Here is a 24,261-nt window from a genome sequence, read left to right as displayed (position 1 = left end):
GGCGCATCGGCGCTGTTCGTGCACAGGGGCGTGGCGTATACATCTGCCCGTTGTCCCGCCGCTCTCGAGCGGGTTCGAAGCCGCTCCTGCGGGCGCTGCGGCTGTTCCCCCACGCTAGTGTCTGGGGGTAGCTCGATTCCTTGGAGCATCCGTGGAAAACGATGCAAGGGCCCGTGGGGACCAGTCCTCGATGCGGAATTCCGGTCTGGCGGTGGTGGGCCGAGAAACCGAGACCGCAGAAATCATCCGGCGTGTGGGCGCTGACCGGTCCCACAGCGACGTCTTGATCGTCACGGGTGATCCCGGTGCCGGAAAGAGCACGCTGCTCGACCTCGCGGCCGAGCGCGCACGGGGTGCGGGTGGCCGAGTGCTGCGGGCGGTGGGGAGCGAATCCGAGGCGCACCTCGGATTCGCCGGTCTTCATCAGATGCTGCGCCCGGTACTCGGTGAAGCGGAGGGACTGCCGTCGCGGCAGCGCTCCGCGCTCCGTGCCGTCCTGGGGCTCGAAGAGTATGCGGAGACTCCCGACGCGTTGCTCGTCGGTCTGGCGGTCCTGACCTTGCTGTCGGACCTGGCGGAAACCTCCCCGCTGCTGGTGGTGGTCGACGATGCCCAGTGGATCGACCGTGGATCACTGGACGTTCTCTCCTTCGTGGCGCGACGCATGGACAGCGAGCCCGTCACGCTGCTGGTCGGAGTCCGCACCGCGGACGCGCTGCCCGGCTTCGACAAGGGATACGAGCGCCTCGAACTCGGCCCGCTGGACGCCGAGGCGGCCAACCGGCTGCTGGACCGGCAGCCTGCGCCGCCCACCGGCCGAACCCGGGTGCGGATCCTGGAGGAGGCGGCCGGCAACCCGCTGGCCCTGGTGGAACTCGCCCACGCCACCGCGATCCGGCGGCACCCCGAGGACAGTGGCGTAGAGGGCCCGCTGCCGGTCACCGACCGACTGGAGCGGATCTTCGTGGGGCACGCGGCGGATCTGCCGGAACCGACCCGCCGCATCCTGCTGCTGCTCGCGGCCGCCGACGCGGCGGACGCTCAGGCGGCGGCCGTGGGACTTCCCGAGACGGACGACGAGGCATGGGTACCCGCGGACCGGGCCGGTCTCGTACGCCAGGACGGATCCGGGATTTCCTTCCGTCACCCGCTCGTCCGCTCCGCCGTCTACCATGCCGCGTCGTTCGAGGAACGCCGCCGGGCCCACCTCGCTCTCGCGGAGTTGCTGCGCGAGGAGCCCGACCGCCGCGCCTGGCACCTCGCCGCCGCGACCGTACGCCCCGACCAGGACGTGTCGGCCGCCCTGCAGCAGACGGCCGACCGGGCACGGCGCCGGGGTGGCTTCGCGGCCGCTGCCGCGGCCCAGGAGCGCGCCGCGGAACTCAGCCCGCGTCGCGAGGACCGGGCGCGTCTTCTGACCGAAGCCGCTGCCACCGCCGTCTTCACCGGTCAACTCGGCTGGGTGGAACACCTGGCCGCCGCAGTCCGTGAGTGCACCGACGACCAGGCACTGCTGGGCAAGGCCGCGCTGGCCACCGGACAGCTCATGTCCCTGGGCCCCCATCACACAGCAGCCTTCGCCCGGCTCATGCGTGTCGCCGACGAGGCGGCGGACGCCCGGTCGCCCCTCGTACTCGACGCGCTGGCCGCGGCGGCGGTGGTCCGTTACTACTCGGGCGAGGAGTCCCAACAGCGGCAGATCCAGAGCCTGCTCTCCCGCCTGCCCGACGATGCCGCCGGAGCGGCCCTGCACGTCTGGGTACTGGCCGTCTCCGACCCCAGCAGCGCAGGAGCCTCCCTCGCACCGGTGCTGCCCGGGCTCATCGCCGAGGCCAAGGGCGACGCCGGTCGCCTGACCGCGCTGGCCATCGTCGCCTGGCTGCTCGACCAGACCACCCTCGCAGCCAGGACGTTCGACGAGGCATTCGACCAGTGGCAGGCCCGTGGACCGCTCCCGGACGGACTGGGATGCGCGGCCGGCTGGACCCTCCTGGAGCAGGGCCGATGGGCCGGGGCCCGCTCGGTGGCCGCCGAGATCTCGGCGGTGGCGTCAGCGGCCGGACTCGACCACGCCGAGGCGTGTGCCCAGGCACTCGACGCCACGGTGCTCGCCCTGCTCGGCGAGTCGGCCGACGCGCGACGGCGAGCCGCGCAGGCGCTGACCCTTGTCGACCCGCTGGAAAGCCGCTCCGTCGCGGTCTTCGCGCGTCGGGCCCTGGGCCTGGCGGCGGTGGCCGACGGCGACTACGACACCGCGTACGCCCAGTTCCGCTCCGCGTTCACCGACGACGGTGATCCGGTTCACTACCACGTCTCCTACACCGTCCTGGCCGAACTCGCCGCGGCGGCCGTCCGCCGAGGCCGACAGGAGGACGCCGCCGAACTGCTGGAACGATCGGCGCGGCGCCTGGGTACGGGCATATCGGCACGGCTCACCGCACTGCTCGACCGAGGCCGCGCCCTGCTCGCCGAACCGGAGCACGCGGAACCGTACTTCCAGGCGGCACTGGCGGACGATACAGGTGAGCAGTGGCCGTTCGAGCGGGCGCAGACACGGCTCGACTACGGGGAATGGCTCCGGCGGCGGCGCCGTATCGCCGAGGCCCGTCCGCTGCTGAGCGCCGCCCTGGAAACCTTCCAGCGGCTGGGCGCTCGGCCATGGATCGAGCGGGCCAAGGCAGAACTCCGCGCCGCCGGCATCGAGGCCGCCGGCAGCGTAGTGCCCAGTGCCTTCACCGAACTCAGTCCTCAGCAGCAGCAGATCGTCCAGCTCGCGGCCCGCGGCCTGACGAACCGTGAGATCGGAGAGAAGCTGTTCCTCTCACCGCGCACGGTCGGCTCCCACCTCTACCGGGTGTTCCCCAAACTGGGCATCACCGCCCGCTCTCAGCTCCGCGACGTGGTCGAAGGCACCCTGTCGGGAGCCGGTGCCCCTATCTGAGACGGCAGCGTCCGCCGCTGCACGAGTGCCGGCCCCGCAGGTCGAGGACCATCCCGATGCGATGGCGCGTGTGCGCAGCGGTCGGTGAGATCGGCGCGGCGGTGTCCGCGACCGGCCACCGGGTTCCTGCGCCAATTGGCGCCGCTGTTCGGGGTGTCGAAGTCGGCGGCCGACCGCATCGTCGACGGCCTCGGCCCGTCGCTCGCGTTCCAGCCCCGCAGACGGTTCCGTAAGGTCACTGCGCCGGAGCCGGTTCGTCCGCCACGAGGCGACCCTGACCGACCATGGCATCCCTCCGGCCCGCAGTCGCCACGCCGCCCTCACCCGAGAAGCCACGCACACTGTCGAACGCGGGGATCATGCAGCGCGCTCCGTCTCGACGGGCAGCTCGGCGAGCCGCCACTCCAGCATCCCGTCCACCAGCCGCAGCGCCCTGCGGCCGCGTGCGTGCAGCAGTCGTACGGCGTCGTGGGCGAGCACGCAGTACGCACCCCGGCAGTACGCCACCACCTCCACGTCCTGCGGCAACTCGGCGATGCGGTCGGCGAGTTCCTCGACCGGGACGGAGAGCGCGCCGGGGATGTGGCCGGCCGCGTACTCCGCGGCGGGCCGCACGTCCAGGACGACGACCTCGCCCGCCGCCGCACGAGCGAGCAGTTCCTCGCGGCCGACCTCCTCCCCGTCGGCGGGACCGAGGTAGGCGGCCCGGGCGGGCTCGACCGCGTCCTGGTGGGCCTGGGCGACCTGCCGGAGCAATGCGTACAGGGCGGCGACGTCGTCTCCCGCGAGCCGGTAGTGGATGCGCACGCCGTCCCGCCGGGTGACGACCAGACCGGCCTGCTTGAGCGTCTGCAGGTGCGCCGAGGCGGTCGTCAGGTTCAGGCCGGCGACCCTGGCGAGGGCGTCGACGGTGCGCTCCCCCTGGGCCAGCAGATCCAGCAGCTCCAGGCGCTTTCCGCTGCTCAGCGCCTTGCCCGTACGGGCGAAGGCCTCGTAGAGCGCGGCCTTGCGCGCGGCATCTCCCATGGCATCCTCCATAAATCCATGGAATATTGTAGATGAGAGTGGGCGCCGGAGCGATCCGGGCCCTGCCGTGGAATCCGGAGGATCCGATGGGCTTCGCCGACGATCACCTGATACCGCTCGTCGACAGCGGTCTGGGCAACAGCGCCTACCTCGTCGACCTGGGCGACGGCGGGGCGCTGGCCGTGGACGCGAGCCGGGACCTGAGGGCGCTGCGCAGCGCCGCCGGGCGGCACGGGCTGCGGGTCGCCTTCGCCGCCGACACCCACCTGCACGCCGACTTCCTCTCCGGCGCGCTCCAGCTCGCCGCCGACGACGGGGCGACCGTGCTGGCCTCCGCCACCGGGCATCGCGGCTTCCCGCACCGGGCCCTGACCGACGGCGACGAGATCGACCTGGGCGGACTGACCCTGCGCGCGCTGGCCACCCCCGGCCACACCGACGAGCACCTGTCCTTCCTTCTCCTGGACGGCTCCCGGGCGCTGGGGGTCTTCACCGGCGGCTCTCTGATCGTCGGCTCGGCCGCCCGGACCGACCTGCTCGGCGCCGACAGGGCCGAGGAACTTGCCCGCGCCCAGTACCGCTCCCTGCACCGCCTCGCCGAGCTGCCCGACCAGGTGGCCGTCTGGCCCACGCACGGCGCCGGCTCCTTCTGCTCCGCCCCGTCCGGCGCCGAACGCACCACCACCATCGGCGCCCAGAGGCAGTCCAACCCGCTCCTCGGCGCGCCCGACGAGGACACCTTCGTACGACGACTGCTGGGCGGCCTCGGCTCCTACCCCGCGTATTTCGACCGTCTCGCCGAGGCGAACCGGCGCGGCCCCGCCCTCCTCGAGAGCGACCCCGGCCTCCCGCCCCTCACGGTCGCCGAAATCCGCCGCCTGGTCGGCCAGGGAGCTCAGCTGGTCGACGTCCGGCCCATCGCCGACTTCGCTGCCGGACACATTCCCGGCGCGCTCTCCAACCCGCTGCGCGACCAGTTCGCCACCTGGCTCGGCTGGCTGCTGCCCGAAGACGCCCCGCTCGTCTTCGTCACCGCCCCCGGCCAGGACCTCGCCGAACTCGCCTGGCAGGCCGTGAAGATCGGATACGAACGCCTCGTCGGCCACCTGCCGATGGCCGCGTGGATCGCCGACGGTGGCGAACAGCAGACCGTTGAGCTGCTCGGCGCGGACCGCATGACCGAAGGCCGACCTGTCCTGGACGTCCGCCAGGACGCCGAGCGCGCCGCCGGGCACATCCCCGGTGCCGTGGGAATCGAACTCGGCGACCTGCCCGCCCACGCCGAGGAGGCACCCGCCGGGGCGGTCGTGCACTGCGGCCACGGCGAGCGTGCCATGACCGCCGCCAGTCTCCTTCAGCGCGCCGGGCACAAGGACCTGGCCGTCCTGGCCGGCGGACCGGACGATTGGGCCGAGGCCACGGGGCACCCGCTGGTGGAGGGCACGTGACCGCGACCGTGCCGGAGCACGGCATACGGCTCGGGCTGCGCGCCAACCTCGCCCAGTTCACCCTGCTCGTCGCGGTCAACGCCCTGGTCGGCGGCATGCTCGGCCAGGAGCGGGTCGTCCTGCCCCTGCTCGCCGCCGACGTCTTCCACCTCTCCGCCTACACCGCCTCGCTCACCTACATCGCGGCCTTCGGCGCCACCAAGGCGATCACCAACTTCTTCGCCGGCACGCTCTGCGACCGCTACGGCCGCAAGCCTGTCCTGGTCGCGGGGTGGCTGATCGCCCTGCCCGTGCCGCTGCTGCTGATCTGGGCGCCTGCCTGGAGCTGGGTGGTCGCCGCCAATGTGCTGCTCGGCATGAACCAGGGGCTGACCTGGTCCACCACCGTCATCATGAAGATCGACCTGGCCGGTCCGGCCCGCCGCGGCCTGGCGATGGGCTTCAACGAGGCCGCCGGTTATGTCGCCCTGGCCGCCACCGCGATGGCCACCGGCGCCATCGCCGCCCGCGCCGGACTGCGCCCCGAGCCGTTCCTCCTCGGCATCGCGTACGCCGCCCTCGGCCTGGGCCTGTCGTTGCTGGTGGTGCGCGAGACCCGCGGCCACGCCCGCCTGGAGGCGGCCGACCACCCGAGCCCGGCCGGATCGGACCACCACGAGCACCTGACCACGGCCCGCATCGCCTGGATCACCAGCGTGCGCGACAAGGCGCTGTCCGCCGCCAGCCAGGCCGGGATGGTCAACAACCTCAATGACGCCCTCGCCTGGGGCGTCTTCCCCCTCCTCTTCGCCGCGCACGGGCTGTCCGTCGCCCGCATCGGGATCCTCGGCGCCCTCTACCCGGCGGTCTGGGGTTTCGGCCAGCTGCTCACCGGCTGGTGGTCCGACCGCGTGGGCCGCAAACACCTCATCACCGCCGGCATGCTGATCCAGGCTGCCGCCATCGCCCTGGTCGCCCTCGGCACGACCTTCCCTCTCTGGGCAACGGCCCAGATCCTCCTGGGTGTCGGCACCGCCCTGGTCTATCCGACCCTGCTCGCGGTGATCGGCGACGTCGCCCACCCCGCCTGGCGGGCCCGCGCGGTCGGCGTCTACCGCCTGTGGCGCGACGGGGGTTTCGCGGTCGGCGCCCTGCTCGCCGGAATCCTGGCCGACGCCTACGGCCTGACCACCGCGGTCTGGACGGTCGCCGCCCTCACCGCCGTATCCGGCCTGGTCGTGGCGACCCGCATGTACGAAACCCACCCGCGCCCGTGACACGGATCAGAGGCTGAGCCGGCCGACGCCTTCCCGGACGGCGATCTCCGGTGCCGTTCCGCCTCATGCCTCTGAGCGTGGACGGGCTGACCTCGATCATCCGGTGTAGCGCAGGAGGGGTGCCCCCGCAGAACACGGGGGGCACCCCTCTCACCATGCGGTGTGCGTCAGTCGCAGTCACGCACCTTGGTCAGTCGCAGTCGCGCACCTTGATGGTGTAGATGCCGCGACCGTGGGTGGCCGCGTACAGGGTGCTGCCGTCGGGGCCCAGCTTCAGCTGGAGCACGCCGACGGCCGGGAGCGAGCCGACGCGCTGCCACTTGGTGTGGCCCGGGGCGCGGTAGACGACACCCAGGTCGGTGGCGACGGCGAGGCCGCCGTTGGGCGTGACGATCGCGGAGTTGGTCGGCACGTCGGGCAGGTTCGCGGAGACGTCCTTCCAGGTGGTGCCGCCGTCGGTGGACTCGAAGACATGGCCGACGCCGGCGCCGGGGCCCTCCGTCCAGTGCCGGGAGAAGCCGTTGACGGCGAGGAAGACGTGGTCGGCGTTCTTCGGGTCGATGGCGAAGCCGCTGAGGTAGCGGTTCGGTACGGTCCCGTCGACGGGCAGGGTGATGTCGTGCCAGCCGGTGCCGTCCGCGTTGCCGACGGAGATGCCGCGGGCGAAGCCCTGGTTGTTGCACGGCCCGCACCAGGCCGCGTACACCTTGCCGCCCGATGCCGCCACGGCCGTCGCGGTGCGGCCGGCGCCGAGGTCGTACACGCTCGTCCACTCCTTGCCGCTGCGGATGGCGTAGCCGTGGGTCTGCACCCATACGTGCCGGCCGCCCGCGATCCACGTCGAGGAGCTCTTCAGGTCGGTCGCGAGCGGGGCGATGAAGCGGGCCTCGCTGGTGGCGTTGTCGGCCGGGGCGACGTTGTACGAGGTGGCCTTGGTTGCGTCGGTGGTCCAACTGCCGTCGTTGACTGCGCAGTTCTGGGTCACCTGGATCGCGAGGTAGACGTACTCCTCGGCGATGTTGCAGCCGTTGGCGGGGTCGGTGAGGGTGTCGCCGCCGTCGCCGCCGAAGTTGGAGCCCATCACCTTGTCGTTGCTGCGCAGGACCGACTGGCCGTTGTCCTGCAGGCCGCCGGTGACGGAGACGCCGCCGTGGTCGAGGTCCTTGCCGATGCCCACCGAGTAGTACTGGAGGGTGTCGATGGTGCCGTCGTTGAGGGAGGTCCAGTCGGTGGCGTGGCCGGAGGCGTCCTGCGAGCCGTTGACCGGCCGCTTGTAGACCCCGCCGTCGTTGCCGACGTACACGAAGCTCTTGCCGTGGTAGCTGCCGATGGCGACGCCGTGCTGGTCGGAGTGGGTGGTCTGGTTGCAGTCACCGGTCTGCTTGGCCGGGTCGATGCTCCAGCAGGGGAACGTGAAGTTCCAGTACGGGCCCACGGTCGACCAGGTGGAGCCGCCGTCCTTGGTCTCGTAGACCTCCTCCAGGCCCGCGTAGACGTGCTTGGGGTCGCTCGGGTCCACGGTCAGGAACTGGTTGTACCAGGCCTGTACGCCGGGCATGTAGCCGCTGGTGGTCAGTGCGGAGCCGTCGGCGGCCAGACCCTTGTAGTCGGCGATCTTCGCCCAGGGACCGAACGGCGAGGCGGCGCTGTAGATGCCCTCGAGTCCGCTGTCCGGGTTGGTGTTCAGCTGCTCGGGGGACTGGTCGATGGCGTAGTAGCGCGAGCCGTCGGCGGAGCGGGCGAAGGTGACGTTGCCGACGTTGTCCGCGTCGGTCGGCAGGTCGCCGAAGCCACTGGTGATCCGCTTCCAGGCGCCGCTCGAGTCCTTGGTGTAGAAGCCGTTGTAGTCGTCACCGCTGCGCCAGCCGACCGCCAGGATCACCTTGGACGGGTCCTTGGGGTCGATCGCGATGTCGTTGGCGATGTTCTTGTAGGCGGCCGAGTCGTCCGTCGCCTTCGAACCGCGCGGCAGATAGTCGGGGTTGGGTGCGAACTCCAGCTTCCAGGCGCCCTTCAGCGTCTTCGTGGAGTGGCTCCACACGCCCTCGCTGGTCGCCGCCCACACCTTGCCGCCGCCGAAGCGCAGTTCGTGGATGGTGGTGGACTCCAGCTCGTCGCCGCCGACCCGGCTGCGGGCGGAGAAGGTGCCGTGGTGCGGCTGGGACAGGACGTAGACGCCGCTGCCGAGATAGGCGTCCGCGTTGGTGGTCGCCTCGCCGGTGCCCAGCCACAGGCGTCCGCCGCCGTCCAGCGCGAGCGCGCCGGTGGACTGCGAGGGCAGCTTGTCGCTGATGGGCTTCCAGTGCCCGCCGCCCCGCTTGGACCGCCATACGCCGCCGCCCGCGCTGCCCGCGTACACATACCCGTCGTCATCGGCGGCGAGCGCGGCCATACGACCGGTGACGTTCCCGGACCCGCCACTGGAGTTGGAGTCGATGTCCCGGTAGCGGGAGTCGTCGGAGTTGTACGGCAGGTCGGTGATGTTGCGCCAACTGCCGCCGGTGCTCGGCAGGTTGGTCAGGCTCGTCCAGGCGGCGCCGTACGCGCCGGGGGCGACGATGCCGGGTGAGGTGCGGGCCTCGGCGTACTGGTCCGCGCCCTCGGCTATCTCGTCCGCCTCGTTGCCGTCATCGCCGTCCTCGCCCTTCAGCCGAGGGCTCATCGTGCCGACCGACTGCGTTCGCTCGGCGGCGAGTTGAGCAAGGGTGCGGGCTCCGAAGGGCGTCGTCGTCCTGCCGGACGCGGCGCCTGCGGGTGTCGCGACGAGTGCGGCGGATGCGGTGATGGCACAGATCGTGAACCATCGTCTCTTACGGGTTGGTGCTGACACCAGATCCTCCCGAACGGGGGTCGTACAGCCGTCGCAGGAGACCCGATCATGAGTGGTGGAAGACGTCCGCTTTTTGGACAAGCCTTGACCAGAACCTGTCACCTACGGGCCGTTCAGGGGGCCTGCCGCCCTTTCCGCAGGAAGCCCCGCAGCCGACGCTCCGGCCAGGTGTTGATGACGTCCTCCCGGGTGAGCCGGCCGCGCTGGGCGGTGCCGATGCCGTAGCGCATGTTCGCCAGGTGGGGGACGGCGTGCGCGTCGCTGTCGACGGCGAACCTCACACCGTGCCGCCCGGCCCGCAGGATGTCCTCGTCGCGCAGGTCGAGACGGTCCGGATGGGCGTTGATCTCCAGGGCCGTGCCGGTGCGGGCGCAGGCGGCGAAGATCGCGTCGAGGTCGGCGTCGATGCCGGGACGCTTGCCGATGATGCGGGTGGTGGGGTGGCCGATGATGTTGACGTACGGGTTCTCGCAGGCCCTTACGATCCGCCGGGTCAGGGCCTCGCGCCCCTGGTTGAAGTGCGAGTGCACGGAGGCCACGCACAGGTCGAACCCGGCGAGGAATTCCCCGGGCCAGTCCACCTCGCCGTCCGGCCCGATGTTCAGCTCGACGCCGTGCAGCAGCCGCAGACCGCCGCGCCTGCCCCGGGTGGCGTACGTCCCGTCGAGCTCGCGCACGCGTTCGCGCTGGGCCAGCATCCGCTCGTCGGTCATGCGCTGCATGGCCATGTCCGGGCCGTGGTCGGTGATCGCGTAGTAGGCGTAGCCGCGCCCGGCGGCGGCCTCGGCCATCTCCTCCAGCGGGGCCAGCCCGTCGGTGAGGTCGGTGTGCGAGTGCAGATCGCCGCGCAGGTCCGCCTCCGTCACCAGGTCGGGCAGCTCGCCGCGCAGCCCGGCCTCGATCTCCCCGCGGTCCTCGCGCAGCGTCGGCGGGATCCAGGGCAGCCCGAGCCGGGCGTACACCTCCTCCTCGGTCTCGGAGACGATCTTCTTGCCGCTCTCGACGTCGAAGAGCCCGTACTCGGAGAGCTTCAGCTTCTGGTGCACGGCCAGTTCACGGGTACGGATGTTGTGCGCCTTGGAGCCGGTGAAGTACTGCAGTGCCGCACCCCAGGCATCCGGTGGTACGACGCGCAAGTCGACATTGAGGCCTTTGCTGGTGCGCACGGACGTCTTCTTCTCACCCGTGCCGATCACCTCGGTGACGTACGGCAGCTCGGTGAACGCCTGCATGATCGGGGCCGGCTTCCTCGCCGCGGCGAGGATGTCGATGTCGCCGATCGTCTCGCGCATCCGCCGCAGCGACCCCGCATAGGCGCAGCGCAGGCAGCCCGGCACGGCGGACAGCTCGGCGACGATGTCGTCGGCGAGGCCCATGGCCAGGTCGATGTGGACGCGTCCCCCGGAGGACTGCAGGAGCGAGATGCCGTGGAGGATGTTCTCCTCCGTCTTCGGCCCGAAGCCCTTCAGGTCGCGCAGCCGCTCCTCGTGGATTGCGTCGGCCAGTTCGTCGACCGAGGAGATGCCCAGCTCCTCGTAGACCGTCAGTGCCTTCTTCGGGCCGAGCGTGGGGATGGTGGTCAGCCGCCGGACCCCGGCGGGGATCTTCGCGCGCAGTTCCTCGACGGCGGACACGCTGCCGTTGTCGAAGTACTCCAGCACCTTCTGGGCGATCGACCTGCCGACGTTCGGGATCTGCTGCAGGCCCTTGAGGTCGAGCGTGGCGACGTCGGCGTGGTGGCCGCCGACCGACCGGGCAGCCTTCTCGTAGACGCGTGCCTTGAACGCGTCTCCTCCGGTGATCGAGATCAGGTCCGCGTACTCCTGCAGCAGCGCGGCGACCTCGTCGTTGGACCGGGCCACACCTTCAGGGTAGGCACGCCGCGACGGACGTGCCGTCCTCCCCCGTAGAGCAGATGACAGGAGCTCGCAGGGAGGGGACCGCAAGGTGACAGGGCGCAGGGCCAGACGGGTCAGGGGTACGGCGGTGGCAGCGGCGGCGATGGCGGCGCTGACCGCGTCGCAGGCGCCGGGGGCGACCCCGGCAGGGGCACAGGCGCCGGTGGCGCAGCCCGCGGAGCGCGGGCCGAGCGTGTCCGGCGACACTCCGTACCGCACGGAGCTGCCCCCGCTCGCGCGGAAGCACGAGGGCCACGAGGGCGGGGCACCGGCGGTCGCGGGCGGCGCGGTGCCCGCGACCGTCTTCGCCGCGTACCGCCATGCCCAGGCGGAGCTCGCGCGTACCGCGCCCGGCTGCGGGCTGCGCTGGCAGCTGCTGGCCGCGATCGGGCAGGTGGAGTCGGGGCAGGCGGACGGCGGCCGGGTGACCGCGGACGGCACGACCGTGACGCCGATCCTGGGCCCGCGTCTGGACGGCGGTGCCTTCGCCGTCGTACCGGACACGGACGGTGGCGCGTACGACGGGGACGCGGTGTACGACCGTGCGGTGGGCCCGATGCAGTTCATTCCGTCCACCTGGGCCCGCTGGGGAGCGGACGGGAACGGCGACGGGCGGGCCGACCCGGGCAACGTCTTCGACGCGGCGCTCGCTGCCGGACGGTATCTGTGCGCGGCCGGAGGGGATCTGTCCGAGCCCGCGGGACTGGACCGGGCGATCCTCGGCTACAACCACTCGGAGGCCTATCTGCGCACGGTGAGGGCCTGGTACGCGTACTTCCTGGAGGGGCACACGGTGGTGCCGGACGGATCCGCGGGTTCGTCGGTACGGCCCTCGGCGCATCCCGATCCCTCGCACTCCACGAAACCGACCCCCACCCCGAAACCGACGCCGAAACCGTCCCCTCGACCGAGCACCACGCCGTCCGCGCCCTCCTCTCCGACCCCCTCCAACTCCCGTCCGGCAACTGGCACTTCACCCGAGCCCATCGCCCCCATGCCCACCCCGTCCGTCGACCTGCCGACCGAGAACGTGCTGCCCAGCGGCCTCCCGCTGACCAGTGGCTGACCAGTAACGGGGCGGACTCGATGACCGCTCCCCCCTCCACAACCGCCGCTACCGGGCGGTAATGTCGCCATCCGCCGGGCTGGGACGAGACCGGTGGGTGAGCGCAAAGGGGCCCTCATGGCGACGGAGATGCCTGCGGAGGCAAGAGCTGGCGACGAACGTTGGCGGCGCATGTGGAGCCACCGTGAGCAGTTGCTCAGGGTGGCCCGGCGCAGGTCGATGAGCCAGGAGGACGCCGAGGACGCGGTGCACGAGGCGATGCTGCGCGCGGCCGAGCGGCCGGATCTGGACGACGAGCGGCTCGGGGCGTGGCTGACGACGGTGACCATGCGGTTGTGCGTGGACCGGTACCGGCAGGTCAACCGGGAGGCCGAGGTCCGCACCAGCCCGACGCTGATCGCGCCCGGACCGGTGCCGGTGGAGGAGGCCGTGTGCGACCGGGCGGAGGCGAAGTGGCTGGCGGTGCGACACGGTGAGCTGCCCGCGCGGCAGGCGGAGGCGCTGCGGCTGAAGTCCGAGGACCTGGACGTGAGCCAGGTCGCCGTGCGGATGGGGCTGAGCTACCGGACCGTCGAGTCGCTGCTGGCCCGGGCCCGGCGGACGTTGCGCGCCTCGCTCGCCGGGACGCTCGGGTTCGTGCTGTTCCTGTTCGGGCGGGGGCGGCTGCGGGCGGGCGGCAAGGCGCAGGCGGTGGCGGCCGCGTCGACGGCGGCCACGCTGGCGGTGGCGGGTTTCGTCCTGCCGTACGCCCTGGACGGCGGCCGCCCGGCCACGACCAGCCCGCCCGCCACGTCCCCCGCCGCCGGGAAAGCCGCCGAAACGGTACGCCCCGAAAACGCCGGCCGCACGCCCGCCGCGAACGGTCGCGAACGGTCGACCACATCGACACCGTCGACCGGCACCCACGACCGCCCTCTGCTCCCCCTGTCGGTACCGCCGCTCCCGAAGGCGTCACTGTCACCGGTCCCGGCCGTCCCCGACGTCCCGGCCCTGCCGAGCACCCCCGACCTCTCCCCCCTGCCGGACGTCCCCACCCCAACGGCGACCCTGCCCAGCCTCTCGGAGACTCCCGCCGCCCCGTCCCTACCGGTCTCGGTCCCCACCCCGACGCCGACCGACCTGCCGTAACACCCCCACTCCTCCGGAGTCCCCCGCACCTGGGCAACAGACCGCATCAAGCCCGCTCGCTGCCGCGCCCTCCCAGGGACCTGGCTGCCAACGGTCCGGGCCACCCCCGCGTTCGGGGTACGTCGAACCTGCCGAGTGCGCCCGGCCCGCCGGGCCCACCGCGTCCGCCGTCGCGATCATGGAGTCGGTGCAGGCGTCCGCGGCGGTCGCCGAGGCCGGCCTCAAGGCGGTCCGCGCCGACACGGCGCAGCCTCTTGGAGACTCCCGCCACGCCGTCCGTACCGGTCTCGGTCCCTTGCCGCGCCCCCGGCCGTTACGCAGATCCGGCGCGGACCGAACCAGCCGACCGCACCCGCCCCCTCAGCCCCGCTAGACGCCCCTCTGAAAAAAATCCGCCTCCCCCGCGACGGACCCCCCGTCCGTCCCCGTAGAGCAGATGTCGGAGCTGCTCCACAGGCCGAGAGGTGGACCGGATGGGTGTCGAGATCTGTGTGGAAGGGCTGACCAAGTCCTTCGGTCACCAGGTCATCTGGCAGGACGTCTCGCTGACGCTGCCCGCCGGGGAGGTGTCCGTCATGCTCGGCCCCTCCGGCACCGGCAAGTCGGTGTTCCTCAAGACGCTCGTCGGGCTGCTGAAGCCGGACCGGGGCAGCGTGAAGATCGCTGGGCGGGACATCACACGGCTGCGCGAGCACGAGCTGTACGAGGTGCGGAAGCTGTTCGGTGTGCTGTTCCAGGACGGCGCGCTGTTCGGCTCGATGAACCTCTACGACAACATCGCGTTCCCACTGCGCGAGCACACCCGTAAGTCCGAGAGCGAGATCCGGCGCATCGTGCTGGAGAAGATGGACATGGTCGGGCTCATCGGATCGGAGCCGAAGCTGCCCGGGGAGATATCCGGTGGCATGCGGAAGCGGGCGGGGCTGGCGCGGGCGCTGGTCCTCGATCCCGAGATCATTCTTTTCGACGAGCCCGACTCCGGCCTCGACCCCGTCCGCGTCGCCTATCTCAACCAGCTCATCGTCGACCTCAACGCCCAGATCGACGCGACCTTCCTGATCGTCACGCACGACATCGCCTCCGCCCGCCAGGTACCGGACAACATCGGGCTGCTGTTCCGCCGCGAGCTGGTGATGTTCGGGCCGCGGGAGGAGCTGCTGACCAGTGACGAGCCGGTCGTCAGGCAGTTCCTGCACGGGCGGATGCAGGGTCCGATCGGCATGGCGGAGGAGAAGGACGCGGCCCAGGTCGAGCAGGAGCTGGCCGCGCTCGGCGGCAGCGAGCACGCACAGACACCCGGCAGCCAGGCTCTGACTCCCCGCCTGCTGCCGGGGCCCGCCATCACCCGGCCACCACGCTGGGAGGCGATCGCCCGGCGCGAGGCCGAGCTGCGGCGCCGGAAGGCGGTGGCGGACGTATGAGACTGTCGCCGACCGGAGCGCTGCGGCAGTCGGGGAACCTGTTCGCGATGGCGCTGGACGTCGTCCGGACGATGCCCCGACGGCCGTTCCAGGCAAGGGAGTTCATCCAGCAGGCCTGGTTCGTCGCGAGCGTCACCATCCTGCCGACCGCGCTCGTGTCCATTCCCTTCGGGGCTGTCATCGCGCTGCAGATCGGCAGCCTCACCCGGCAGCTGGGCGCGCAGTCCTTCTCCGGAGCCGCCTCCGTGCTCGCCGTGCTGCGCGAGGCCTCCCCGATCGTCACCGCACTGCTGATCGCGGGCGCCGGCGGCACCGCGATCTGCGCGGACCTCGGGGCCAGGAAGATCCGCGAGGAGATCGACGCGATGCAGGTCCTCGGCATCGACCCCATCCACCGGCTGGTCGTGCCGCGGGTGCTGGCCTCGATGGTGGTGGCGGTGCTGCTCAACGGGCTGGTGTCGGTGGTCGGCGTCGCCGGCGGCTACTTCTTCAACGTCGTCCTGCAGAACGGCACCCCGGGCGCCTACCTCGCTTCCTTCACCACCCTCGCCCAGCTCTCCGACCTGTGGGCGGCCGAGATCAAGGCGCTGGTCTTCGGGGCGATCGCGGCGATCGTCGCCTCGTACAAGGGACTGACCGCGAAGGGCGGTCCGAAGGGTGTGGGCGACGCCGTGAACCAGTCGGTGGTGATCACCTTCATGTTGCTGTTCGTGACGAACTTCGTGATGACCGCGGTGTATTTCCAGGTCGTCCCGCAGAGGGGCTGAGGCACAGACATGGCAGTCTTGAGGAGCCTGGAGGAGCTCGGCCGTCAACTCTCCTTCTATGGGCGGTCGTTGGCGTGGACGGGCCGGACCCTGCGCCGGTACAAGAAGGAGATCCTGCGGCTGCTCGCCGAGGTGAGCTTCGGCCGCGGTGCCCTCGCCGTCGTGGGCGGCACGGTCGGCGTGATCGCCTTCCTGTCCTTCTTCACCGGCACCGAGGTGGGGCTCCAGGGGTACGCGGCACTCAACCAGCTCGGCACCTCGAACTTCGTGGCGTTCCTCTCGGCGTACTTCAACACCCGGGAGATCGCCCCGCTGGTCGCCGGGCTCGCGCTGTCCGCGACCGTCGGCGCCGGCTTCACCGCCCAGCTCGGAGCGATGCGGATCAGCGAGGAGACCGACGCCCTGGAGGTCATGGGCGTGCCCTCGCTGCCGTTCCTGGTGACCACGCGGATGATCGCCGGGTTCGTCGCAGTGATCCCGCTGTACGTGATCGGGCTGCTGTCCTCCTACCTCGCCGCGCGCACCATCACCACCGGCTACTACGGCCAGTCGGCGGGCACCTACGACCACTACTTCCAGCAGTACCTGCCACCGGTCGACGTGCTGTGGTCCTTCGGGAAGGTGCTGGTCTTCGCCGTCCTGATCATCCTCGTGCACTGCTTCTACGGCTACTACGCGAGCGGCGGCCCGGCGGGGGTCGGCGTCGCGGTGGGGCGTGCCGTGCGGACCTCGATCGTGGCGATCAACGTCCTTGACTTCTTCCTTTCGTTGGCCATCTGGGGCGCCAACACGACCGTGCGGATTGCGGGGTGAACCGTATGAGGGTGTGGAGACTGCGGTTGTACGGCGTGGTGTTCCTCGCCGTACTCGCCCTGCTGCTGTCGTTGTCCGTCGCCGTGTACCAACAGGCGTTCACCCCGGCCGTACGGATCAGGCTGGAGGCCGACAGCCTCGGCAACCAGCTCGACCCGCGCGCCGACGTCAAACTGCGCGGCCTGCTGGTCGGTGAGGTGCGCTCGGTGCATGCCGACGGGCGGAAGGCGACGCTCGACATCGCGCTGAAGCCGGAGTACGCCGCCGACATCCCGTCGGACGTGCGGGCCCGGCTGCTGCCCAAGACGCTGTTCGGCGAGAAGTACGTCGACCTGGTCGCGCCCGCCCGTTCCTCGGCCCGGCCCATCCACGCCGGTGACGTGATCACCCAGGACCGCACCCGCGTCGGCATCGAGCTGCAGCAGGTGATGAACGACCTGCTGCCGCTGCTGCGGACCGTGCAGCCCGGCAAGCTCAACGCCACGCTCTCCGCGTTCGCCACCGCCCTCGAAGGCCGCGGCGACCGGATCGGCGACAACCTCACGCGCGTGGAGGACTATCTGCACCGCCTCAATCCTCATCTGCCGTCCCTCACCGAGGACTTCGCCCGGCTGGCCGACGTCGCCCAGGTGTACGGCGACGCGGCGCCGGACCTGATGGAGATCCTGCGCAACACCGTGACCACCAGCCGCACGCTGGTCGCGGAGCGGGACCGGCTCGCGTCGGCCCTCACCACGACGGCCGGCGCCGCCGGCACCACACAGGACTTCCTCGACGAGAACGGCGACCGCTTGATCACCCTGGGGCAGGTCTCCCGCCCGACCCTCGAACTCTTCGCCCGCTACTCCCCCGAGTACCCGTGCCTCTTCGCGGGCCTGGTCCACGAGGAGCAGGCCTCCGAGCAGGCGTTCCGGGGCGGCAAGATGCACATCACGCTCGAGGTCGTACGGCAGCAGGGGGCGTACCAGCCCGGCGAGGAGCCTCGGTACGCGGACCGGTCCGGGCCGAACTGCCGGGATCTGCCGCACCCTTCGGTGCCCGCCCCGGGGTTCCACCTCAACGACGGTTCCAGGAAGGGCAGTTCGTCCGGTCCGCTCGGCGTCTCCGCCACCCGGGCCGAACAGCGGGCCGTCGACTCGCTCGTGTCGCCCGTGCTGGGGGTGCCCGCCGACGAGGTGCCGCCGGTCGCGACCCTGCTGTTCGGGCCGATGGCCCGCGGGACGGCGGTGAGCGTCGTATGAGGACCTCGGCAGCGCGGCAGACCGCCGCTCCCCTCATCAAGTTCAGCCTCTTCGCGCTGGTGACGATCGTGGCGACGGGCCTGCTCGCCGCCACCATCGTCAATCTCTCCTTCTCCCCCGACCGCACCTACAGTGCCGTCTTCAGCGATGTCACCGGCCTGGAGAAGGGCGACGACATCCGGGTCGCCGGAGTGCGGGTCGGTCAGGTCCAGGGCGTCCGGATCAAGGACCGTACGCTGGCGGAGATCACCTTCACCGTGGGTGCCGACCGGCCGCTGCTCACCAGCACCCATGCCGTCATCCGCTACCGCAACCTGGTCGGGCAGCGGTACGTCGCCCTCACCGAGGGCGCGGGCGACGGCACCCCGCTGAAGCCGGGCGGCACGATCCCGCTGAAGCGGACACAGCCCGCGCTGGACCTGAACGCGCTGCTGAACGGCTTCAAGCCGCTGTTCGCCGCGCTCAGCCCGTCGGACGTCAACCAGCTCGCCACCGAGATCATCAAGACGCTGCAGGGCGAGGGCGGCACGGTCAACAGCCTGCTCGCGCACACCGCTTCGCTCACCACGACCCTGGCCGGGCGGGACAAGCTGATCGGCTCGGTGATCGACAACCTCAACACCGTGCTGAAGACGCTGGACAAGCGCGGCACCCGCTTCTCCGAACTGATCGGGCAGCTGCGGCGCGTGATCTCCGGTCTGTCCGCCGACCGCAAGCCCATCGGCCAGTCGCTGGCGAGCATCGGCGATCTGACGGATGCCACCTCGGGGCTGCTGAAGGACGCGCGGCCGCCGCTGAAGGACGACATCGCCCGGCTGACGGATCTCACCGGCACGCTGAACGACAACGAGAAGACCGTGGAGGGCGTCCTGCAGCGGCTGCCGAACAAGCTCAACGCACTGACGGGGACCGCGTCCTACGGCTCCTGGTTCAACTTCTACCTCTGCGACTTCGACGGCCGGATCGTGCTGCCGAAGACGAAGCAGGCGCTCACCCCCGACCTGCACGTGGCGAGGGCGAGGTGCGGCTCATGACGCGTACGTCCCGTAGGAACCGCCCGGAGCCGCTGGTGAAGGTGCGCATCGACCGGCCGAAGCTGCCGAGGCCACGGCTGCCCCGTCGTGCGCCCCGGCCGCAAAAGCCGGAACCGCTGATGAAGGTGCGCATCGACCCGCCTCGCCTGCGGCGCCCGAAGCCGCAGCCGCTGCCGCAGCCGCTCCCGGCGCCACCGCGCCCGCAGCCCATGATGAAGGTGCGCATCGACCCGCCCAGGCTGCCGCGCATCCGCATACGGCGGCCACGCCTGATCCCGTTCCGTGAGCGCAACCCCGTCGTCATCGGAGCCGTCGGTCTCACCGTCCTCGCGCTGCTGACCGTGGCCGCGTTCAACGCCGACAGCCTGCCGTTCATCGGCGGCGGGAACACGTACAGCGCGGCCTTCTCGGAGGCGGGCGGGCTCAAGCCCGGTGACGAGGTGCGGATCGCCGGGGTGAAGGTCGGCAAGGTCGAGGACGTCGACCTGGACGGCGGCCATGTCAAGGTCACCTTCAAGGTCAAGGGCGATCCGAGCTTCGGCACCGACACCGGCGCGTCGATCCGCATCAAGACGATCCTCGGCGCGAAGTACCTCGCGCTGCAGCCCAAGGGGCCGGGCCAGTTGCGGCCGGGCAGCGAGATCCCGCTGCGGCGCACCGTCCCGGCGTACGACGTCGTGCAGGCGTTCAGCGACCTGACCACCACCACGGAGAAGGTCGACACCGGGCGGCTGGCGAAGGCCCTGGACACCATCTCCGCCACCTTCCAGGACTCGCCCGCCGAGGTGCGCGCGTCCATCAAGGGCCTGTCGGAGATCTCCCGCACGGTCGCCTCCCGCGACCAGGCCCTCGGTGAACTCCTCGACCACGCGAACGGCACGACCGGCGTGCTCGCCGACCGTTCCAAGGACTTCACCGCCCTGGTCAAGGACGGCGACCAGCTGTTCAAGGAGATCAGCAGGCGGCGCGAGGCCATCCACAAGCTGCTGAAGACCTCCGCCGCGCTCGGCATCGAGCTCTCCGGCCTGGTCCAGGACAACGAGAAGGAGATCGGGCCCGCGCTGCAGGGCCTGAAGCGAGTGGTGCAGATGCTCGAACGCAACCAGGCAAGCCTCGACCGCAGCGTGCAGCTGCTCGCGCCGTATGTGCGGGTCTTCACCAACGCCCTGGGCAACGGCCGTTGGTTCGACTCCTACGTCCAGAACCTCGTCGCCGCTCCGGTGACGCCGCGGACGGGAGGCACCCCGTGAAGCGCCTGACGAGACGCCTGGCGGTGCTGACCGCACTGGTCCTGGTCGCCGCCCTGACCTATGTGCTGTGGCCGCGGCCCGAGCCGGTGCACGTCACCGCGTACTTCCCGCGGACCATCGGCATCTACCCCGGCTCGGACGTCCGTGTCCTCGGCGTCCGCATCGGCGAGGTCAAGAAGATCACGCCCGAGGGAGAGCGGGTGCGGGTGGAGCTGGAGTACGACCACGGGCGCAAGGTCCCCGTCGACGCCCAGGCCGCGATCATCAACTCCTCGGTGGTCAGCGACCGTTACGTGCAGCTGCTGCCGGTGTACCGGAAGGGCCCGGTCATGCACAGCGGTGCCGTCATCCCCGAGAACCGCACCGCCGTGCCCGTGGAACTGGACCGGATCTTCGACAGCCTGCACACCACGGCCGAGGCGCTGGGCCCCAAGGGCGCCAACAAGGACGGCTCCCTCTCCCGGCTGCTCGGGGTGAGCGCCGACAACCTCGACGGGCAGGGCGCGAACCTCAACCGGACCGTCCAGGACCTGTCGCAGGCGGTCACCACACTGTCCGACGGGCGCAAGGACCTGTTCGGGACAGTGCGGAACCTTCAGGTGTTCACCGCCGCACTCGCGGCCGACGACAAGAGCGTGCGGTCCTTCAACACCAGTCTCGCCGACGTCGCGCAGCAGCTCTCGGGCGAGCGTCAGGACCTGGCGGACGCGCTGACGAACCTGGGGACGGCGCTCGGCGACGTGTCCGCGTTCGTGAAGAACAACAAGAAGTCGCTGACCACGGACGTGAAGGGGCTCAGCAAGGTGACCAAGGTGCTCGTCACCCAACGGGCCGCCCTGGACGAGCTGTTGCGGGTCGCGCCCACGGGCATGTCGAACCTCAACAACGCCTACAACCCGTCCTCCGGCACCCTCGACACCCGCAACAACGCCCAGCAGGCGCAGGATCCCGCCTCGCTGCTGTGCTCGATCCTGCGGACGACCGGCGACGAGGGCGGCAGGAACCCCGACTGCAGGCAGCTCAAGAAGCTCTTCGACTCGCTGCCCGAACTGCCCACGCAGGGCACCGCGGTGACGGGCACGGTCGACCGGACGCTCGGCGGGATCCTGGGGGCGAGCGCATGAGCACACGACGCAAGGCCGGGACACTCGCCTGGGCGGCGGTCGGTTCGCTGCTGCTGTCCGGCTGCGAGTTCAACGGCTGGTACGACGTCCCGCTGCCCGGCGGCGCGGCCGACGACGGACACGCCTACCACGTCACCGTCGACTTCCGTGACGTCCTCGACCTGGTGCCGCAGTCGGCGGTGAAGGTCGACGACGTCACCGTCGGCGCGGTGGAGAAGGTGGAGCTGGACGGCTGGCACGCGCGTGTACGGCTGCGGGTCGCCGACTCGGTGAAGCTGCCCGCGAACGCGGTCGCCGAGCTGCGGCAGACCAGTCTGCTCGGCGAGAAGTACGTGGCGCTCGCCGCCCCGACCGGCACCGCCCCCGTGGGCCGGCTCCGCGACGGCGACCGCATCCCGCTCTCCCGCAGCGGCCGCAACCCGGAGGTCGAGGAGGTGCTCTCCGCACTGTCCGCCCTGCTCAACGGGGGTGGGGTCGCCCAGCTGAAGACGATCACCGTGGAGTTGAACAAGGCCCTGGACGGCCGGGAGAACCGGGTCAGGTCGCTGCTGAAGGAGCTCAACACGTTCGTCGGCGGACTCGACAAGCAGAAGGCCGACATCGTCCGCGCGATCAAGGCCGTCGACCGGCTCGCGGGGCGGCTCGGCAAGGAGAAGAAGACCATCGCCGAGGCCGTCGACACGATGCCGCCCGCCCTGAAGGTCCTGGCCGACCAGCGGCGCAACCTGACGAAGATGCTCACCTCCCTGTCGAAGCTCGGCAAGGCGGGCACCAAGGTGGTCAATGCCTCGCACGACGACACGGTCGCGAACCTCAAGAAGCTCCGGCCGATCCTGCAACAGCTGAACAAGTCGGGCAGCGACCTGCCCAACTCCCTCGAGCTGCTGACCACTTACCCGTTCCCGCGCAATGCGGTGGACGCCGTCAAGGGCGACTACGTCAACCTGCACATCACCGCGGATCTCGATCTGGCGGACCTGTACGGGAATGCGGCGGGCGGCAACTCCGGCCACGGCAACGGCAGTTCGCCGACACCCGGCGGCTCTGCCGCGCCGGGCCTCCCGGATGTGCCGAGCGTCCCGACGCCGGCCCCGCTGCCGAGCGCACCGAGCCTGCCGTCGTCGCCCTCGGTGCCGTCGTCACCGTCGGGCGGCGGAGGGCCGCTGTGCCCGCCGGTCTGCACGAGCAGCTACACCACCGGAGCGGAGCCGCCCGAGGGCATCGACCTCGCGCTCGCCGAGCTGATGCTGAAGGGGGTCCAGCCGTGATCACTCGTACGGTCAAGGCCCAGCTGGTGGCCTTCGCCGCCGTCACCGCGGTCGGGGTGTCGTACGTCGGCGCCCAGTACACCGGCCTGGTGGACGACGTGCTGGGCCGCGGCTACACCGTGCGGGCCGACTTCGCGGACTCCGGGGGCATCTTCCCCGGCGCGGAGGTCACCTACCGCGGGGTGCCCGTGGGGAAGGTCGGCGCGCTGCGGCTGAGCGGCTCCGGGGGCGTCTCGGTCGCCCTCGACATCAAGGACGGGGCGCCGCGCATCCCGGCGGACACCCTGGCCGTGGTGGCGGACCGGTCGGCGGTGGGCGAGCAGTACGTCGATCTGCAGCCGCGCACCTCCCACGGCCCGTATCTCCTCGACGGCAGCGCCATCCCGCGCGGCAGCACCCGCGTGCCGCTGCCCACGACGGACCTGGTCCTCAGCCTGGACCGGCTGGTGAACTCGGTCGGCAAGAACGACCTGCGGGTCACCGTCGACGAGCTGGGCAAGGCCTTCGACGGCACCGGCCCGAACCTGAGCCGACTGGTGGACTCGGGCAACGCGCTCGTCGAGTCGGCGTCCCGGTCCCTGCCCGAGACGATCTCGCTGATCGAGGACTCGCGGAAGGTCCTGAAGACGCAGGCCGACCAGGGCTCGTCCATCAAGTCGTTCGCGCACGATCTGGCCGCGCTCAGCGCGCAGTTGAAATCGAGCGACGGGGACCTGCGCAAGGTGATCGGCAACGCGACACCGGCCGCCCAGCAGGTCGACTCGCTGCTGAAGTCGACCGGCCCCGGGCTGTCGGTACTGCTGGCCAACCTGATCAGCGGCGGCCGGGTCACGCTGGCACACCTGCCCGGCGTGGAGCAGGCCCTCGTCACCTTCCCGGCGCTGGTCGCGGGCAGCTACACGGTCGTCCCGGGCGACGGGACCACCCACTTCGGGCTGGTGGTGAACGCGGGCGACCCGCCTCCGTGCACCAAGGGATACGGCACCACCTGGCGGGACCCCTCGGACACCAGCACCCGCGAGGCCAACACCGCCGCGCACTGCGCCGCCCCGCGCGGCGGCAAGACGTCGGTGCGGGGCGCACAGAACGCCCCCGGCGCGTCGTCCGGCGGCGCGAACCAGGCGGCGTACGTCACGCCGTACGACCCGGAGTCCGGCACCGCGACCGGTCCGGACGGAAGGCCCGTCGAGATCGGCTCGACGGGCGGCCAGCAGACGGTGTTCGGAAAGGAGTCGTGGCAATGGCTGCTCGTCGGCCCGATGGCATGAACAGGGTCCTGACGGTGGGGCTGGTCGCGGCGACCGTCCTCACCGCCGTGGTCGCCGGCCGGCTGGGCTTCGCCCTGCACGACCGGCACGAGACGGAACAGCGGCGCCAGGACATCCTGGCCGCGGCCCGTCAGTCCGCGCTGAACTTCACCTCGCTCGACTACCGGCACTACGACCGGGACAGCGCGAACGTCCTCAAGGGCGCCACCGGTGACTTCAAGAAGCAGTTCACCGCGCAGACGGCACAGCTGACCAAGCTCGTCGCCCAGAACAAGTCGGTGTCCGAGGGGCAGGTCCTGGATGCCGGCATCGTCCGCTCCGACGCCCACTCGGGCCGCGTCCTGGTGGTCGCCGACAGCAAGGTCACCAACACCGCCGTGCCCCAGGGGGAGGCGCGCACCTACCGGCTGCAGCTCGACCTGGTGTACCGGGGCGGGCGCTGGCTGACGTCCGACGTCGAGTTCGTGGGCTGACGGGCCCCA

18 protein-coding genes and 1 pseudogene are annotated in these 24,261 nt (G+C 71.1%); 16 read left to right on the top strand and 3 right to left on the bottom strand.

The window, feature by feature from the left end; all coding sequences use genetic code 11:
• Nucleotides 1–190: 190 nt before the first annotated feature.
• Together EDD92_RS36950 and EDD92_RS36945 are read left to right on the top strand one after the other, a co-directional pair.
• Nucleotides 191–2,941 carry a LuxR family transcriptional regulator gene (locus EDD92_RS36950; RefSeq protein WP_123970709.1) on the top strand — a complete coding sequence of 917 codons (2,751 nt, stop codon included), beginning with the start codon at nucleotides 191–193 and terminating at the stop codon, nucleotides 2,939–2,941.
• Between the two features lie 126 nt (nucleotides 2,942–3,067).
• Nucleotides 3,068–3,181: pseudogene (locus EDD92_RS36945) on the top strand (IS5/IS1182 family transposase); the annotation flags it as partial.
• Between the two features lie 117 nt (nucleotides 3,182–3,298).
• On the opposite strand, the gene EDD92_RS36940 reads toward EDD92_RS36945, so the two are convergent.
• Nucleotides 3,299–3,967, bottom strand: a complete 669-nt coding sequence (locus EDD92_RS36940; protein ID WP_123968326.1) for a metalloregulator ArsR/SmtB family transcription factor — start codon at nucleotides 3,965–3,967, stop codon at nucleotides 3,299–3,301.
• A gap of 32 nt (nucleotides 3,968–3,999) precedes the next feature.
• On the opposite strand from EDD92_RS36940, the gene EDD92_RS36935 reads away from it, so the two are divergent.
• Both EDD92_RS36935 and EDD92_RS36930 read left to right on the top strand, forming a co-directional pair.
• Nucleotides 4,000–5,415, top strand: a complete 1,416-nt coding sequence (locus EDD92_RS36935; protein ID WP_260327005.1) for a rhodanese-like domain-containing protein — start codon at nucleotides 4,000–4,002, stop codon at nucleotides 5,413–5,415.
• Nucleotides 5,412–6,671, top strand: a complete 1,260-nt coding sequence (locus tag EDD92_RS36930; RefSeq protein ID WP_123968325.1) for an MFS transporter — start codon at nucleotides 5,412–5,414, stop codon at nucleotides 6,669–6,671. Before EDD92_RS36935 ends, EDD92_RS36930 begins: the two co-directional genes overlap by 4 nt.
• Nucleotides 6,672–6,861: 190 nt before the next feature.
• On the opposite strand, the gene EDD92_RS36925 is transcribed toward EDD92_RS36930, so the two are convergent.
• Together EDD92_RS36925 and polX are read right to left on the bottom strand one after the other, a co-directional pair.
• Nucleotides 6,862–9,501: a glycosyl hydrolase gene (locus EDD92_RS36925; protein ID WP_123968324.1), complete on the bottom strand. Its 2,640-nt coding sequence runs from the start codon at nucleotides 9,499–9,501 to the stop codon at nucleotides 6,862–6,864.
• A 113-nt stretch (nucleotides 9,502–9,614) separates the two neighbouring features.
• The gene (polX, locus tag EDD92_RS36920) at nucleotides 9,615–11,363 is read right to left on the bottom strand and encodes a DNA polymerase/3'-5' exonuclease PolX (RefSeq protein ID WP_123968323.1); all 1,749 of its coding nucleotides are present in this window, start codon (nucleotides 11,361–11,363) and stop codon (nucleotides 9,615–9,617) included.
• Between the two features lie 85 nt (nucleotides 11,364–11,448).
• Between polX and EDD92_RS36915 the strand changes: the two genes are divergently transcribed.
• From EDD92_RS36915 to EDD92_RS36860, 12 genes are all read left to right on the top strand, one after another.
• A complete protein-coding gene (locus EDD92_RS36915) occupies nucleotides 11,449–12,465 on the top strand; it encodes a lytic transglycosylase domain-containing protein (protein WP_260327004.1) in 1,017 nt (338 codons plus the stop codon).
• Nucleotides 12,466–12,636: 171 nt separating this feature from the next.
• Entirely contained in the window at nucleotides 12,637–13,593 is a 957-nt protein-coding gene (locus EDD92_RS36910; protein ID WP_260327003.1) for an RNA polymerase sigma factor, read from the top strand.
• 473 nt (nucleotides 13,594–14,066) lie between these two features.
• Nucleotides 14,067–15,014 carry an ABC transporter ATP-binding protein gene (locus tag EDD92_RS36905; RefSeq protein WP_123968321.1) on the top strand — a complete coding sequence of 316 codons (948 nt, stop codon included), beginning with the start codon at nucleotides 14,067–14,069 and terminating at the stop codon, nucleotides 15,012–15,014.
• Nucleotides 15,011–15,781 (top strand): ABC transporter permease, encoded by a 771-nt coding sequence (locus EDD92_RS36900; protein WP_099932182.1) that lies wholly within the window; start codon nucleotides 15,011–15,013, stop codon nucleotides 15,779–15,781. The genes EDD92_RS36905 and EDD92_RS36900 overlap by 4 nt, the downstream gene beginning before the upstream one ends.
• A gap of 9 nt (nucleotides 15,782–15,790) precedes the next feature.
• The gene (locus EDD92_RS36895; protein WP_123968320.1) at nucleotides 15,791–16,594 is read left to right on the top strand and encodes an ABC transporter permease; all 804 of its coding nucleotides are present in this window, start codon (nucleotides 15,791–15,793) and stop codon (nucleotides 16,592–16,594) included.
• 5 nt (nucleotides 16,595–16,599) lie between these two features.
• Nucleotides 16,600–17,835, top strand: a complete 1,236-nt coding sequence (locus EDD92_RS36890) for an MCE family protein (RefSeq protein WP_123968319.1) — start codon at nucleotides 16,600–16,602, stop codon at nucleotides 17,833–17,835.
• Nucleotides 17,832–18,869 carry an MCE family protein gene (locus EDD92_RS36885; protein WP_123968318.1) on the top strand — a complete coding sequence of 346 codons (1,038 nt, stop codon included), beginning with the start codon at nucleotides 17,832–17,834 and terminating at the stop codon, nucleotides 18,867–18,869. Before EDD92_RS36890 ends, EDD92_RS36885 begins: the two co-directional genes overlap by 4 nt.
• Nucleotides 18,870–19,138: 269 nt before the next feature.
• Complete coding sequence (locus EDD92_RS36880; RefSeq protein ID WP_123970705.1) at nucleotides 19,139–20,119, top strand: MCE family protein; 981 nt, start codon at nucleotides 19,139–19,141, stop codon at nucleotides 20,117–20,119.
• Nucleotides 20,116–21,243 (top strand): MCE family protein, encoded by a 1,128-nt coding sequence (locus EDD92_RS36875; protein WP_260327002.1) that lies wholly within the window; start codon nucleotides 20,116–20,118, stop codon nucleotides 21,241–21,243. Before EDD92_RS36880 ends, EDD92_RS36875 begins: the two co-directional genes overlap by 4 nt.
• Nucleotides 21,240–22,511: an MCE family protein gene (locus tag EDD92_RS36870; RefSeq protein ID WP_123968317.1), complete on the top strand. Its 1,272-nt coding sequence runs from the start codon at nucleotides 21,240–21,242 to the stop codon at nucleotides 22,509–22,511. The genes EDD92_RS36875 and EDD92_RS36870 overlap by 4 nt, the downstream gene beginning before the upstream one ends.
• Complete coding sequence (locus EDD92_RS36865) at nucleotides 22,508–23,779, top strand: MCE family protein (RefSeq protein WP_123968316.1); 1,272 nt, start codon at nucleotides 22,508–22,510, stop codon at nucleotides 23,777–23,779. Before EDD92_RS36870 ends, EDD92_RS36865 begins: the two co-directional genes overlap by 4 nt.
• Nucleotides 23,752–24,252 (top strand): hypothetical protein, encoded by a 501-nt coding sequence (locus tag EDD92_RS36860; RefSeq protein ID WP_260327001.1) that lies wholly within the window; start codon nucleotides 23,752–23,754, stop codon nucleotides 24,250–24,252. The genes EDD92_RS36865 and EDD92_RS36860 overlap by 28 nt, the downstream gene beginning before the upstream one ends.
• Nucleotides 24,253–24,261 lie beyond the last annotated feature (9 nt).

The organism is Streptomyces sp. TLI_185, assembly GCF_003814765.1.
Taxonomy (GTDB): domain Bacteria; phylum Actinomycetota; class Actinomycetes; order Streptomycetales; family Streptomycetaceae; genus Streptomyces.
The sequence above is the reverse complement of the archived record's forward strand: the minus strand, read 5'-3'. Positions and strand labels throughout refer to the sequence as shown.